We start from the raw sequence: 13,929 nt of genomic DNA on the forward strand, positions 1-13,929 counted from the left end.
CTGCCGGCCCATAGGCACTTTTTAGTACCTATAGTACTTCAAAGTACGTACTGTTATTTTTTATCCTCATAGCTCATAATAGCATTTGCCGGCCGGCGATTCTACAGGATAGGAGCGAAACGCATGTCACTAGATAAAAAAAGAAGCACCTTGGCGCTTCTGGCCTTGGCCATCAGCGCCTTCGCGATTGGAACAACCGAGTTTATCAGCGTAGGGCTCCTGCCGCTTATCGCTGAAGACCTGCATATATCCGTAACCACAGCGGGATTAACTGTCACCTTATATGCTCTGGGCGTCACTTTCGGCGCTCCCGTGCTCACGGCGCTGACCTCCAGCATATCCCGTAAAACGCTGCTGTTCTGGATTATGATCGTGTTTATTCTGGGCAACAGCCTGGCGGCGGTGTCGAGCGGTATCGGCCTCCTGCTGACCGCACGGGTTATTTCCGCCTTATCCCACGGAATTTTCATGTCCATCGGCTCCACCATTGCAGCCGACCTGGTGCCTGAAAACCGCCGGGCAAGCGCCATAGCCATGATGTTCTCGGGGCTTACCGTGGCGACGGTAACCGGCGTGCCCCTCGGTACCTACCTTGGTCAGCAGTGGGGCTGGCGCGCCGCCTTTATAGCCATCGTCGCTGTCGGTATCGTGGCTTTGATAGCGAATATGATTTTGGTTCCTTCCCAGCTGCGCAAAGGAGCCAAAATCATGCTGCGGGATCAAGTCAAGCTTGTTACGAACGGGCGGCTGCTGCTTGTATTTGCCATTACAGCTCTGGGCTATGGGGGAACCTTTGTCGTTTTTACTTATTTATCCCCTCTGCTCCATGACATAACCGGATTTCAGGAAAAAACCGTGGCGGCCATCCTGCTGCTGTATGGGATTGCCATTGCGATAGGCAATGCCATCGGCGGGAAGGCGGCGAACCGCAAGCCGGTGAACGCTTTGTTCTATATGTTTGCCGTTCAAGCGCTCGTGCTGCTGATCCTGGCCTTCACCGCACCGTTTAAGACGGCCGGGCTGATCACCATCTTTTTCATGGGGCTGCTGGCTTTCATGAACGTGCCCGGACTGCAGGTTTATGTCGTTATGCTGGCGGAACGATACACCCCTAAATCGGTGGATGTCGCTTCTGCCATCAATATCGCCGCTTTTAATGCGGGAATCGCCATCGGCGCTTACCTGGGCGGTGTCGTTACCGATACAATAGGCCTCATTCATACCACATGGGTGGGCGCACTTATGGTGCTCGGAGCGGTCGTGCTGACGGGCTGGAGCCGGGCTTTGGAGAAAAAGACTCCTGCTGCTGCATCCGCCGGAGATGCCGAGCCGGCTTACCGCTGATTCGCTTTACTTGCAGACAGGGTCTACATGTGCGCACATCCTATTGTTTCGGACCATTCTCAATTTCAAGTATTCCAAACAAAACCATTAAATGAAACCATTCAGGAGGAACATCATCATGAAACAAAACCTGCAATCGATAACTGTACTTCATAACGGAATTCATATGCCTTGGTTCGGCCTTGGCGTATTTAAAGTAGAGGAAGGCGAAGAATTGGTTCAGGCCATCCGCTCGGCGGTTCGCCACGGCTATCGCAGCATCGATACGGCCGCTATCTACGGCAACGAAAAAAGCGTAGGCCAAGGCATTCGCGAAGCGCTTGAAGAAACCGGTCTTGCCAGAGAAGATCTGTTCGTTACCTCTAAAGTATGGAACGCCGATCTTGGCTATGAAGCAACCTTGGCAGCTTACGAAGCCAGCCTGGAGAAATTAGGCTTGGACTATCTGGATCTGTATCTGATTCATTGGCCGGTTGCTGGGAAATATAAAGAGGCATGGCGAGCTCTGGAGTCGTTGTACCGGGATGGCCGCGTCAAAGCGATCGGCGTGAGCAACTTCCAAATTCACCATCTGGAAGATTTGATGAAAGACGCAGCCGTGAAGCCGATGGTAAACCAGGTGGAGTACCATCCCCAGCTGACGCAAGAGGAGCTGCTGCGCTTCTGTCAGGCGAACGGCATCCAAATGGAAGCCTGGTCGCCGCTTATGCAGGGTCAGCTGCTGGATCATTCCGTACTGCAGGAGATTGCGGGCCGTTACGGAAAATCGGTGCCTCAGATCATTCTCCGCTGGGATCTTCAGCATGGCGTTGTGACGATTCCGAAGTCGACCAAAGAACATCGCATAATCGAGAATGCCTCCATCTTCGATTTCGAGCTGACGGCCGAAGATATGGCCAGCATCGACGCTTTGAACAAAAATCTTCGGGTCGGACCTGGACCCGGACAACTTTGATTTTTAATAGATTGGCTTGCCGCAGACCGTTTCTCGATGGAGAGACGGTCTTTTTTGCTTTGCTACCTAAAAATAAAACAACCGCCCATAGAAATTTTACAAGATTTTGAAAATAATTCTAATTTACTATAAGAAGTGAAAGCGTTATCAAATAAGCGGATACTTTAAACCCATGAGGCGCTGACAACGGCGAAACAGACGAAAGCGTTCTTATAGAAGCGCAAGCGTTCGGAAGAAGATTCCGTCTCTTTACGCCGAGCTTTCCGGCGGCCTCAAACCCTAAGGAGGAATTTACAATGATTCAAGCTGCAATGGTATGGCATGACAAGCCCAGCCCGCTTTATCTGTTAGCGGCCTTTGCTTTGACGCTCCTCTGCACAGTACTGTTCCTGCCTCAACCGTCCCTCGCCGCCTCCGTCAGCTGCAGCACCGCTTCCTGCCTGCAAACCGCTCTCTCGAATGCCCAGCCCGGCGATACGATTACTCTTGCCGCAGGTACCACGTTCACGGGCAATTTCGTCATGGCTGCCAACGGCACGGCATCCCAGCCTATTACGCTGCAAAGCGCGAGCGCCAGCAATAAAGCTATCCTGAACGGAGGCGGAACCGGCAGCGGCTATACCCTTTATATCACAGGCGATTACTGGGTGGTCAAAGACGTAAAGGTAACGAACGCCAAGAAAGGCATCATGCTCGATAACGCTAACTATACGTTAATCGATGGCGCCGAGGTGTACAATATCGGTGAGGAAGGCGTACATTACCGCGACGGGAGCTCCTACAATACGATCCAGAATTCATCCGTTCATGATACGGGCAAAGTAACGGCCGACTATGGAGAAGGCGTCTATGTCGGGTCCGATCAGGGCAAATGGGGAACTTATATAAAAGAAACGAACTACAACAAAATCACCAATGTGGCTATCGGCCCCAACGTTACGGCAGAGCATGTCGATATTAAGGAAGGCTCGTCCGGAACCCTCGTAGAAAACTGCACGTTCAACGGCACCGGCATCAGCGGCGCCAATGCGGCGGACAGCTTCATCGACGTCAAAGGAAACAACGATATCATACGCAACAATACCGGATACCGCAACAATAACAGCATCATCGTCGATGCCTTCCAGGTGCACCAGCGGGCGAGCGGCTGGGGGCTCAATGCCTCCTTCACAGGCAATACCGTCTACCTTGATACGGCTGTGCCTTACGTAGTCACGACGGATGCCAATGCGACGGCAACGGTGTCGGGCAACACCCGCAGCCCATCCGGCAATATGTACAGCGGCAACGTCACCGTCAGCGGAGGGGCCTCCTCCAAATTATCCGTACCCGCGGCAAGCGTCACGGCAAGCAGCGATGACGGCAACGTTCCGGCGAATGCGGTCGACGGAAGCTTAAGTACCCGCTGGTTCGCCAACGGGGACGGGCAATGGATTCGTTGTGACCTCGGATCCGCCAAAACGGTCCAATCCGTTCGCATCGCCTGGCACCAGGGAAACGTACGGACCACCTCGTTTGAGATTCAAGTTTCTTCCAACGGAACCTCTTGGACGCAGGTTTACAGCGGCGCCAGCAGCGGCTCTTCCCTAAATCTGGAGACCTACGCTATTCCCTCGCAAAGCGCCCGCTATGTAAGAATTGTCGGGCACGGCAATACGGTGAATACATGGAACAGCATTACTGAAGCCGAAATTTGGGGTTAGTCCCTGAACCCCTCCGCTTCGCCTAGCAGGTTTGCAATGCTGCAAGGACAGCTTCATAAAAATAAGCAAGGACGCCCAGCTTTTTCCCTGAGGGAAGGCTGGCGTCCTTTTTTTTAGTTTAGCAGGATAACTGCTGGAAAAACCTCGCTCCCCCTCAAGGGGTGGCCTCTTATCCCTTCAACGAGCCGGCCGACATCTGCATAAACGATTTGTTGGCCAATGCGTACACAACCAGAATCGGCAGGATGGACAAGCATGCGCCGGCAAGCATCAGGTTCAGCTGGGCGGCATCGCCGGTACCATAGCGCAGATTCGCCAGACCGACCGTCAGCGGCTGCAGCTTCGGCGTGCTCATCGTAAATACGAGCGGCAGGATGTACTCGTTCCAGCCATGGCGGAAAGCGAACAAGGCGGAGACGCCAAGCCCCGGCGCGACAAGCGGCAGGATGATCTGCCAGTAAATGCGGAACGGTCCGCAGCCGTCCAGCATCGCCGCTTCGTCCAACTCCTTCGGAATGCCCCGGAAAAATCCGAGCAGAATAAAGAAGGTGGACGCATGGGCGGCAATCAGTATAATGATGACGCCCCACAGCGATTTGTTAAGCCCCAGCTTAACCATAATATCGTACTGCGGGCGCAGCACGACCGCACCGATAGAGATAAACATCGTCGCCGATTGAATGAACACGACGAATTTACGGCCCGGGAATTCGATCCGGTCTACGGCATACGCCGCCATCGAAGCGACGACCAGGGTACCGATCGTTGAAACGATCGAAATATATAAGCTGTTCCAGGTAAAGGTGCTGAAGTTCCCCTTTTCCCATGCGGTGGTGAAATTGCTGAACTGCCATGTTTTCGGCAGAAGAGTATCGCCAAGGTTGATTTCGATATTCGTTTTGAAGGCGTTGATGACCGCCATGACGACAGGAAAAACGGTGACCAGCATGACAATCAGCAGAAAAGCCCAGAGCACGATCGAGTTTGTCCACCGGGCCGCCGCCGTCGATTTGCGGGCTCCCGCCATGGCCGTGTTTGCCGCTGCAGATGCGCTATTCATTCTCTCATCCGCTCCTTTCTCGATTAGTAGACTTTATTGAGGCGTTTGGAAATGTAGAAATACAGTCCTGTAATGATCCCGACAATGACTGCCGTCACGAAGCCCGCTGCGCTGCCGTAACCGAACTGCTGCTGTACGCCTGAGCCCGTAGATACCGGGAAGAACAATTTGTACACGTACAGGAACATGACCTCCGTCTTCCCTACCGGTCCGCCCTCGGTTACGGACCATAATGCTCTCGTAGCCTTTGAGCGAGTTAATAATCGCGTACATAATAATGATTTGAAGCACCGGCCCCAGCATCGGGATCGTAATGTACCAAAACTTCTGAGCCTCATTGGCTCCGTCCAGCGAGGCGCTCTCGTACACATCGTTCGGGATGCTTTGCAAGCCCGCAATAAACAGCAGCATATAGTTGCCGAACGCGCCCCAGGCGGCGATCAGAATGACGGTCAGCATCGCGTATTTCTGGCCGAGCCAATCGATCGGGTGATCGATGAGATGCAGATTAATCAGCATCTTGTTCAAAATCCCGTTATACGAGTTGAAAATAATGAAGAAGACAACCGCCATAACCGCAGAGCTGATAACCGTAGGCATAAAATAAACGGCCCGCAAGAACTGTCTCCCCCGGATCGCCCGGTTCAGAATCACCGCCAGCAGCAGCGACAGGGGCAGCGTCAGAATCAATTTCCCGCCCGCGTAGATCAGCGTATTCCATACGGAATCCCAGTACATTTCGTCGTGAAATAACTGTTTAAAGTTGTCCAGCCCGATAAAGATTTCCTTGCCGTAGCCCTTATAATCGTAAAACATATAGCGGATCGCCCAGCCGATCGGATAGACGGAAAAGACCAGCGTAAGGAACAGACTCGGGATCACGAACATGGCCGCCGTCCCGTAAAGTCTGGATTTATTCATCATATTCCCTCCTCAACCCATGATTATGGCAAAAGAAAGGGCCTCCCCCTGAGGGAGACCGCCGAACAAGTTATCGCAGCACGATTCCATACACGCACTCTCCGCTGCTTGTTCAGCAGCCTCCTCTCAGGCCAGGTCCCTTTTGATGGATGCCTGTCGATCTATTACTTCAATGTCATCGGATCGAAATTCGGATTCGGGCTGACCTTCACGTCGCCTGCTTTGGCCGCCTTATCCAGAGCTTCGTTATACCGCTTCGTCAGGTCGGCAATAAGCGCATCCAGGTCGCCGCTGCCGTCCAGAATGTATTTCCAGAAAGCGTCCGCGTACTTCAGCCCGGTCAAGGAGCTGTCCACATTCGGTTTGATCGGCCAGATCGCATCCGATTTCGTCGGAACGAACTCTTTATAGCCGTAAATATCCGGCGTTTTCATTTTGTCGGCAACCGCTTGAAGCACCGGCATGCCTAGACCCGTCTCAGCGTATTTCACCAGGTTGTCCTCGCTGTACATGTACTCTACAAATTTCCATGCCGCTTCCTTCACCTTGGAGCTGCTGCTGACCGACAGCCATTGGGCTCCGTTCATGCCGTTCAAACCTTTAACCGTACCGTCGATGGAAGGCACCGGCGCTGCCGACCACTTGATTTTGGTCGGGAACTGCGTTTGGTAGACGCCGACTTCCGCCGAGTAGGACAAGTACATCCCGATCTTCCCTGCCGCGAATTGCGCACGCAGCGGGTCGATATCCATCGACTCTACGCCTGGCAGCATGCTGCCGTCGTCCTTGATTTTCTTCAGTGCGGTAATGATCTCTTTGTAGCCTGCAAAGTCATATTTGCCTGTTTTGAAATTGAAGCCGTCCACGCCGTAGCCGCTCACCTGCAAAATGTTACGTACGGAGCGCTCCATCGCGCTGGTCGGATTTTTGAAATTTTCGGCAAAGCCGTAGATACCGTCTTTTTTGCCGGCATCCGTAATTTTCTTCGCATCCGCTACCAGCTCGTCAAGCGACTTTGGAGGCGCGGCAATGCCGGCTTTTTCGAACAATTCCTGGTTGTAGACCAAGCGGATGGTTGTCCCGTAGTTAGGCAGCGTATAAATTTTGCCGTCGTACGTGTTAGCGCTGTCCCGGAGCGTGCTTTCGAAGCGCTTTTTCATATCGTCCTTCATGTATCCGTCCAGCGGCTCGAAATAGTTCTTGCGCGCCATATTCACAAAGTCGAATTTCGCATTCAATACGTCCGGTGCTTGTCCGCTGGCGAAGGCCAGATCGACAGACTGCACATAGTTCTCGGACATGACGCTCATTTCCACTTCAATGTTATCCGTGTTCGTTTTATTAAAATTGTCCACGACGCCCTTGATATAATCCGCATCATGACGGTCCGCCGTCCAGAACAATACTTTCGTCTTGCCGTTGGCCCCGCTTGCCGCCCCTTGGCCGGCGTCGTCTTCCTTGGCGCCGCAGCCCGCAGCCGTAACCGCCAGAGAAGCGCAAAGCAGCGCAATCATCGATTTTTTCATTATCGTGTACCTCCCGTTAGTGAGTAGCTTAACCGTATGAATTAAGGATATGCGATTTTTGTCGAAAAGGGAGTGCGGTGAAACGATTGCAAAGGGATAAAATCCGACTGAGGGGGAGAAAGCGAATGGCTGCCCTTGAAAACACGGGGTTAAATCCCCTGGACAAAGAAAAAGCCCCAACCGCAGAAGAAGGGCTTGAGCTTCATAGACTGGTGAGAGGGATACCCGCACCGCAGGAGGTTTAGCCGCCGTTAAAGCTTAGTTCAGCGAATACAAGGTGAAACACCGCAACCCCGGATTTTTAAAAAGTGACCGCCGTTCCTCCGCCCTGCCTCACGATATCGCGTGTCTCGCCAATGCAAGGCGGCTCTTCGCAGCCCGCGGTCTGCTGTCCGTAGTCAAAAAAGCTGCAGGCTGCTTACTCGCCCAAGCCTGCATTTTGCCGGAACTCCGATGGCGTCATGCCGGTTACTTTCTTGAAGACGTCGCTGAAATAGCGCCGCTCCTCGTAGCCGAGCGCCGAGGCTACCTCCTGAATCTGATGATTCTGGAGGAGCATCTCCTTCGCCTTCTCCATCCTCACCGCCGTAACGTACTGGCTGAAGCTCATGCCGGTCACCTTCTTGAACAGGTTGGCAAAATAGCTCCCGCTCAAATGCACCTGCGCGGCGCAGTGAGCCACCGTCAGGTCGGCGGCCAGATGCTGCTTGATGTATGCAATTGCCCGGTCGATGACGAGGTGCGCCATCGAAGCGCTGCGCGTCTCAATGATGGTACAGCCCTTCTCGCAAATTTGGCGCAGCAGCGCATAAATGTCGCCCACCGTCCTGCCGCCGCTCAGCTCCATCTCCTGGAGCAGTCCCTCGAGCGGTTGCACATCCTCGTAAGGCAGCTTCTCCAGCAGCACGCGAATCAGCATGTTGGCAAGCCCGTGCAGCAGCAGCGACAGGTAGCGCGGCTGAGGGCGCGGCTGATAATGGATCAGCTCCTCGTAGATTTCATCGAGAATGCGGATCGTCTCCTCCCGGTTGCCGGACTGCAGCGCGAACGCCGCGGTCTGTACCTTTTCCGCCGGATATTTCGGCTTGCTCTGCTGGGCATCCTCCAGCACGTCCCCGTAGCAGACGACGCCGTTGCCTCCGGTATAGAAATGATACGACATCGCCGTCGTCGCCTGCTGGTAGGAGACCGGCAGGTCGTGCACTTTTTTGACGGGCTGGCCTACGCCTACCGACAAGGTATACTTCGCATATTTCTGTATATTTGCACAGCAGCGCTCAGCCAGCACCGCCGCACCTTCCGAGGAAAAGGCGTTATAGATAAGAACGAACCGCCCGCCCGATTCGCGGAAAATAACGCCCTGCGTGAAAGCCTGCACCGTCTCCTCGATGATGTTCTGCAGCGTGAACCGCAGCAGCTCAATTTCGCTTGCAGGCCAGTCCTTGCTGATTTCCGCGAACCGGTCAATCTCCATTACCATGACGACGAAATCCTCGCGCGCCAGGCCGATCTGCAGAAACTCCCATCGGTCCCATACTTTCGGCTCCTGCATCCGGTGGCGGATCAGCACGTCGAAAAACTCCTGCCGCAGCACCGGCAGGCTCTCCTTCACCCTCAGCTCCATCTCGCGGATGCGGGCACGCTGCTCATGAGCTTCCATGACAGCCTGCCTCGCCTTGATTACCGTCTCCAAAATTTCCTCCAGCGAGAACGGCTTCGTCACAAAATCAAACGCGCCGAGCCGGACGGCCTCCTGCGCATATTCGAAGTCGCTGTAGCCGCTGATGAGAATGATTTTACATTGCGGATGCGACTGGATAATCGGACCGTGTCATAGCAAGGCCGTCCAGCTTCGGCATCCTTATATCCGTGACGATAATATCGGGGCGCAGCTTCAGCGCCAGCTCCAGTCCTTCCTCCCCGTTCAGACTTGAACCCGCGATCGTAATGCCGTGCTCCTGCCACGGAATTTCGTGGACCAGCCCGTCTACCACGTCCTTGATGTCGTCAATCACCATCATGCTTGCCTCAAAGCGATTCATGCCGTTCTCCCCCGCTCCATGGTATGGTCAGCGTCACCGTCGTTCCCTTCCCGGGAACGCTGCTCAGCCGCAGATCCGCCTGATCCTCGTAATACAGCCGCAGCCGTTGAAAAATATTGCGCAGCGCGTAGCTGTCCGTCGCTTCCGTCAAAGTGCGGAACCGCCGCTCGGCCTCCTGCGCATCCGTGCCGTGCCCGTTGTCTTCTACCGTAATGATCAGCAGGTCCTCCTGCTTGTCCAGGCGAATCCGAATAAAGCCCCCCGATTGCTTGTCCTTGAAGCCGTGCAGGATCGAGTTTTCCACCAGCGGCTGCAGCAGCACCTTCAAAATCGGATGCTGTTGAAACTCGTCATCCTGCGGCGCCTCCACCCTGTATTCAAACAAATTATCGTAGCATTTCTGCTGGATCGACAAATATTGCTCCACGTGCAACAATTCTTTCTTGATCGTTGTCATTTCTTGTCCGTTATTCAGACCGAGCTGAAACAGCTTCGAAAGGGCCATAACCATCTGGCCGACCTCCTCGGATTTCTTCAGCTTCGTCTTCCAGTAGATCGTATTCAGCGTATTGTACAGGAAGTGCGGATCGATCTGCGCCTGCAGCGCCTTGATCTCCGCACGGTGCTTCTCCTTCTGGACATGCCGGTTGTCTTCCATCAGCCCGGTTATTTGCTCGAGCATCCGGTTGAACTGCATCCCGACCTGGGTGACTTCATTGTTCCCCCCGCTGTGAAACCGCACCGCCAGGTCATTCTCTCCCGCACGGCGCATCAGCTTCTGCAGCTGGGTTAGCGGTTTGGCGACAAGCGCCGTCATGCCGTTCGATACGAAGAACGCCACGACAATACAAGCGAGCGTGACGGCAATCGTCGCCCACTTGATGCTCGTCGCCTGGCTCAGCACCTCGGCCTTCGGCTTCACGCTAAGGTAAATCCACCGCTCGTCCAGCGTCGACTGCACATAATTGACAAGGAATTCTTCATCCTTGTATTCATAGTTGAATGCTCCGTAATCGGCAGACTTCAGCTTCGCGACAAATTCGGGCTCCTGAAGCATGCCGGCGTAGCGGTAAGACACATTCTCGAAGATCGGTGTCCCGTCTTCTTTCACGATCGTCACGCCTTCCTTCCACTCCCGGATATTATCCGTCAGGAAATGCCGCAAGCCCTCTTCCTTCAAATTCACAACGATATAGGAGTCCGGCACGGTCAGCAGGGAAATTGCGTTCAATACGAGCGATACGACCGGCTCATTTCCCGAAAAGAAAGGATCCGGGTGTCCTTCCACCCAGATCGCGCGCCGTTCCTTTTGGATCCGCTCGTACATTTCGCTGCCCTTAAACGGGTTCAACGTTTGCCGCAGCGCATCCGTCGGATAAAAATCCCCGATCGGCGTCGACACCAGCATCGATTGCATGAGCGGTTCATTCAGCTTCATCTGCATGAAGGGCGTCTGGAGCGCCGAGTAATGCTTGAAATAGGTGGACGGGCCCCTGCCACCACATCCTTCATCGCTTCGTCGAAGGCGCTGCTAATGAACAGCGTCATCAAGGAGACTGCGACATGCCTCAGCTTCTCGTCGAATGCCTGCGACGACTTGTTCAGCGCATCCTGGCTGAGCTTGAGCGCATTATCCTGCACGACGCGTGCGGAAATGTAATAGGAAATGAAGCCGCAAGCCGACACGGAGAGCGCGATCATGACGGCAAAGGCAATACGCAGGCGAAGCTTAAAGGAATAGTTGGTCAAAAAATAGCGGATCATCGGGTTCAGACTCCTTCTCTCCACACCGGCTGTCTGTCGGACCTTGGACAGGGTCACTTTTCAATTGTATTTGATCATACCGAATGTCCTTTATTGAAGTCAATGCAGCCGGACGGCCGGGAAGGAGGCCCCTTCTGCTCTATCCTCCCAGGCGCGCGGTGCAGCGGGCAGTCAAACTTCAAATAGAAAACAGCTCCCGCACGGTATGCGCAGGAGCTATCTTTTGTTTGCAGAAAAACGGCAAGAAATGTTATTCGGGCTCGGCTGTGAACGATTGTATTCAAATGATTGCAGCAGACTGAACTGTGGATACTGAGTATAAGATCGTGATATCAGGAGCCAATATTAGCCCGGCTATTGCTGAAGCATGCCGCTCTTTTACAGAAGCGATTGAATGGTTGGCTCCATGTCCATCGGTTCGTCGGTCGGCTCGAAGCGCGCGGTGACATTGCCTTCCCGGTCAACGATGAACTTGGTGAAGTTCCATTTGACCGAATCGCCGAACAGCTGCTCCGGGTACTTCTCCTGGAGGAAGGCGTGCAGCATTTTGCCGCTAGCATTCGTCTGGTCAAACCCTTGGAACGGTGCACGGCTTATCAGGTATTGAAACAGCGGATGCGCCTGCGGCCCGCGGACATCGGTTTTCTCAAACAGCGGGAAGGTAACGCCGTAATTCATTTTGCAAAATTCCTCTACCTCCGTATGGCTTCCCGGCTCCTGCTCATTGAACTGATTGCTTGGAAAGCCAAGAATCTCCAAGCCTTGGTCATGATACGTCTCATACAGCTTCTGCAGGTCGCTGTACTGCGGGGTAAAGCCGCATTTGCTCGCCGTATTGGCGATAATCAGCACCTTGCCTTTATAGTCGGCCATCGAGCCTTCAACGCCTTTAATGCTGGTTACAGGGATATCATAAATCGACATGGTCTCATTCCTCCGGTTTAAGTAGTTGAATCGTGTGAGCAAGCCCCATCAGCTGCTCACGCCATTGCTTGATCTCTTCAGGGGGCAGGCCCGAATGGCAGAATACTTTGAGCGGAACCTCGTACGCCCGTTCCTGCAGAGCTCTGCCCTGCTCCGTCAATTGAATCAGCACAACGCGTTCATCCTTCGCGTCGCGAACCCGGCGAAGAAGGCCCATCTGCTCCAGCCTCTTCAACAGCGGCGTCAGGGTGCCGGAATCGAGGTAGAGACGGCTGCCAAGCTCCTTCACCGGAACGTTGTCCGTTTCCCAGAGAGCAAGCAGCGTCACATATTGCGTATAGGTGAGGCCAAGCTCCTCCAGATGCGGCCGGTACAGCTTCGTAATTTCACGTGATAAAGCATATACCGCAAAACAAAGCTGGTTGTCCAGCTTCAGCAGCTCTTCCCTTTCCATTCCTTCCCCCTTCAAATCAAATTTCATTCAATTAAATTGTGCGCAATTTATTTATAGCGTTACTTTATCACTGTCTTTTAGCAGATGTCAACTCTATTATGTGCAGCTTCTATTTGTTTCATATGGCGCTAATTCGGGTAATACCAGGAAAATATTGTCATATAAGGAGCGCCGGTTATGTCCAGCTCGTGGTTATTCGTCCTCTTCCTGTGTCTGCTTCCGCTAGGCGCCGTTCTCTTTTACTTATACAACCGCGGACAAAACCGTTGAAATCCAAACAACGAACATGAGCCTCCCCCAGCGTGCGTTACCGCGCAGCGCGGCGGCCGGCCTGGACCCCGCTGCCAAATGAAAGAGCTGTCCTCCTCAAGGCCTCAAGGAAAACAGCTCTTTCATTTGGGTATTACCTTAATTCCATTCGATATCCGCTTCCGCCAGCAGCTTTTTCAAGGCGTCAACCGCTGCGACGAACAGCTCCGGACCGCTGAACCCTTGGAACGTCTCGGCCGCCGACAGGTGCGGCTCCAGCGACATGAACCCGGCATAGCCCCGCTGCTTCAGCGTGCCGATCAGCTCCCTCAGCTCTCCGTCGCCCTCGCCTGCCGGAACGACCTTGCCGCTCTCCATCAATGCATCCTTGATATGGATGTATTCGATGAATGGGGAAACCAGCGGATACGCCTCCGACATCGGCCGCACACCGCATTGAACGAAGTTGGCCGGGTCGAACGCTCCCCTCAGGTTCGGCGAATCGCACGCCTGAAGAATCTCCAGGCAGCGCTCTCCGTTATCGCCGTAAATCTCCTTCTCGTTCTCGTGAAGCAGAACGACATCCTCCTGCTCCGCCAGCCGGGCCAGCTGCATCATGCGGCTGAGCACTTCCTCGCGGTAGCCTGCTGGATCCTCTCCTTCCGGAATAAAGAAGGAGAAGATCCGGATATACGGCGCCTCGAACAGCTTGGCCAGCGCGATAGCCCGGCGGAAGTCGTTCAGATGCGGCTCGAACGCATCGGTAATGTTGATTTTTCCGATCGGGGAACCGATCGAGGAGACGCGGAAGCCGCGTTCCCCGAGCCGCGCCTTGACCGCAGCCGCTTCCTCGTCCGTCAGCTGAAGGACGTTCTTGCCCCATACGCCGCGGAGCTCGAGATGGGAGATGCCGACGGAAGCGAGCACGTCGAGCTGCACTTCCAAATCAGGAGAAATTTCATCTGCAAAGCCGGTTAATGTAATCAT

11 protein-coding genes and 3 pseudogenes are annotated in these 13,929 nt (G+C 54.0%); 3 read left to right on the forward strand and 11 right to left on the reverse strand.

Annotated features, from left to right (window positions below; all coding sequences use genetic code 11):
* The first annotated feature begins 123 nt into the window (after positions 1 to 123).
* From ACHHV8_RS31925 to ACHHV8_RS31935, 3 genes and pseudogenes are all read left to right on the forward strand, one after another.
* Positions 124 to 1,344: an MFS transporter gene (locus tag ACHHV8_RS31925; protein ID WP_395163216.1), complete on the forward strand. Its 1,221-nt coding sequence runs from the start codon at positions 124 to 126 to the stop codon at positions 1,342 to 1,344.
* A gap of 118 nt (positions 1,345 to 1,462) precedes the next feature.
* Positions 1,463 to 2,306, forward strand: a pseudogene (locus ACHHV8_RS31930) (aldo/keto reductase).
* A 289-nt stretch (positions 2,307 to 2,595) separates the two neighbouring features.
* Positions 2,596 to 4,002, forward strand: a complete 1,407-nt coding sequence (locus tag ACHHV8_RS31935; RefSeq protein ID WP_395163217.1) for a discoidin domain-containing protein — start codon at positions 2,596 to 2,598, stop codon at positions 4,000 to 4,002.
* A 169-nt stretch (positions 4,003 to 4,171) separates the two neighbouring features.
* Here ACHHV8_RS31935 and ACHHV8_RS31940 read toward each other — a convergent pair whose 3' ends face one another.
* The 11 genes and pseudogenes from ACHHV8_RS31940 to ACHHV8_RS31990 form a co-directional block, all read right to left on the reverse strand.
* A complete protein-coding gene (locus tag ACHHV8_RS31940) occupies positions 4,172 to 5,029 on the reverse strand; it encodes a carbohydrate ABC transporter permease (protein ID WP_395163682.1) in 858 nt (285 codons plus the stop codon).
* A 56-nt stretch (positions 5,030 to 5,085) separates the two neighbouring features.
* Positions 5,086 to 5,983: pseudogene (locus ACHHV8_RS31945) on the reverse strand (carbohydrate ABC transporter permease).
* Positions 5,984 to 6,147: 164 nt separating this feature from the next.
* Positions 6,148 to 7,509 carry an ABC transporter substrate-binding protein gene (locus tag ACHHV8_RS31950; protein ID WP_395163218.1) on the reverse strand — a complete coding sequence of 454 codons (1,362 nt, stop codon included), beginning with the start codon at positions 7,507 to 7,509 and terminating at the stop codon, positions 6,148 to 6,150.
* Positions 7,510 to 7,927: 418 nt separating this feature from the next.
* Positions 7,928 to 9,232 carry a helix-turn-helix domain-containing protein gene (locus ACHHV8_RS31955; RefSeq protein WP_395163219.1) on the reverse strand — a complete coding sequence of 435 codons (1,305 nt, stop codon included), beginning with the start codon at positions 9,230 to 9,232 and terminating at the stop codon, positions 7,928 to 7,930.
* A gap of 18 nt (positions 9,233 to 9,250) precedes the next feature.
* Positions 9,251 to 9,331, reverse strand: a pseudogene (locus tag ACHHV8_RS31960) (hypothetical protein); the annotation flags it as partial.
* Positions 9,306 to 9,551 (reverse strand): response regulator, encoded by a 246-nt coding sequence (locus ACHHV8_RS31965; protein ID WP_395163220.1) that lies wholly within the window; start codon positions 9,549 to 9,551, stop codon positions 9,306 to 9,308. The pseudogene ACHHV8_RS31960 and the gene ACHHV8_RS31965, both read right to left, overlap by 26 nt.
* Positions 9,538 to 10,989, reverse strand: coding sequence for a sensor histidine kinase (locus tag ACHHV8_RS31970; protein WP_395163221.1), 1,452 nt, complete (start codon positions 10,987 to 10,989; stop codon positions 9,538 to 9,540). Before ACHHV8_RS31970 ends, ACHHV8_RS31965 begins: the two co-directional genes overlap by 14 nt.
* Complete coding sequence (locus ACHHV8_RS31975) at positions 10,986 to 11,315, reverse strand: hypothetical protein (RefSeq protein ID WP_395163222.1); 330 nt, start codon at positions 11,313 to 11,315, stop codon at positions 10,986 to 10,988. The genes ACHHV8_RS31970 and ACHHV8_RS31975 overlap by 4 nt, the downstream gene beginning before the upstream one ends.
* A gap of 378 nt (positions 11,316 to 11,693) precedes the next feature.
* Positions 11,694 to 12,239: a glutathione peroxidase gene (locus tag ACHHV8_RS31980; RefSeq protein ID WP_395163223.1), complete on the reverse strand. Its 546-nt coding sequence runs from the start codon at positions 12,237 to 12,239 to the stop codon at positions 11,694 to 11,696.
* 4 nt (positions 12,240 to 12,243) lie between these two features.
* Positions 12,244 to 12,693, reverse strand: a complete 450-nt coding sequence (locus ACHHV8_RS31985) for a MarR family winged helix-turn-helix transcriptional regulator (protein WP_395163224.1) — start codon at positions 12,691 to 12,693, stop codon at positions 12,244 to 12,246.
* A 408-nt stretch (positions 12,694 to 13,101) separates the two neighbouring features.
* Positions 13,102 to 13,929, reverse strand: coding sequence for a sugar phosphate isomerase/epimerase family protein (locus ACHHV8_RS31990; protein WP_395163225.1), 828 nt, complete (start codon positions 13,927 to 13,929; stop codon positions 13,102 to 13,104).

Source organism: Paenibacillus sp. TAB_01, from assembly GCF_043945595.1.
Classification (GTDB): Bacteria; Bacillota; Bacilli; order Paenibacillales; family NBRC-103111; genus Paenibacillus_S.

Bases quoted from the DNA above. Each gene is read 5' to 3' on its own strand.
- ACHHV8_RS31925 (WP_395163216.1), top strand. From the start codon at position 124: ATGTCACTAGATAAAAAAAGAAGCACCTTGGCGCTTCTGGCCTTGGCC.
- ACHHV8_RS31935 (WP_395163217.1), top strand. From the start codon at position 2,596: ATGATTCAAGCTGCAATGGTATGGCATGACAAGCCCAGCCCGCTTTAT.
- ACHHV8_RS31940 (WP_395163682.1), bottom strand. From the start codon at position 5,029: ATGGCGGGAGCCCGCAAATCGACGGCGGCGGCCCGGTGGACAAACTCG.
- ACHHV8_RS31950 (WP_395163218.1), bottom strand. From the start codon at position 7,509: ATGAAAAAATCGATGATTGCGCTGCTTTGCGCTTCTCTGGCGGTTACG.
- ACHHV8_RS31965 (WP_395163220.1), bottom strand. From the start codon at position 9,551: ATGAATCGCTTTGAGGCAAGCATGATGGTGATTGACGACATCAAGGAC.
- ACHHV8_RS31970 (WP_395163221.1), bottom strand. From the start codon at position 10,989: ATGAAGCTGAATGAACCGCTCATGCAATCGATGCTGGTGTCGACGCCG.
- ACHHV8_RS31975 (WP_395163222.1), bottom strand. From the start codon at position 11,315: ATGATCCGCTATTTTTTGACCAACTATTCCTTTAAGCTTCGCCTGCGT.
- ACHHV8_RS31980 (WP_395163223.1), bottom strand. From the start codon at position 12,239: ATGTCGATTTATGATATCCCTGTAACCAGCATTAAAGGCGTTGAAGGC.
- ACHHV8_RS31985 (WP_395163224.1), bottom strand. From the start codon at position 12,693: ATGGAAAGGGAAGAGCTGCTGAAGCTGGACAACCAGCTTTGTTTTGCG.
- ACHHV8_RS31990 (WP_395163225.1), bottom strand. From the start codon at position 13,929: ATGATTACATTAACCGGCTTTGCAGATGAAATTTCTCCTGATTTGGAA.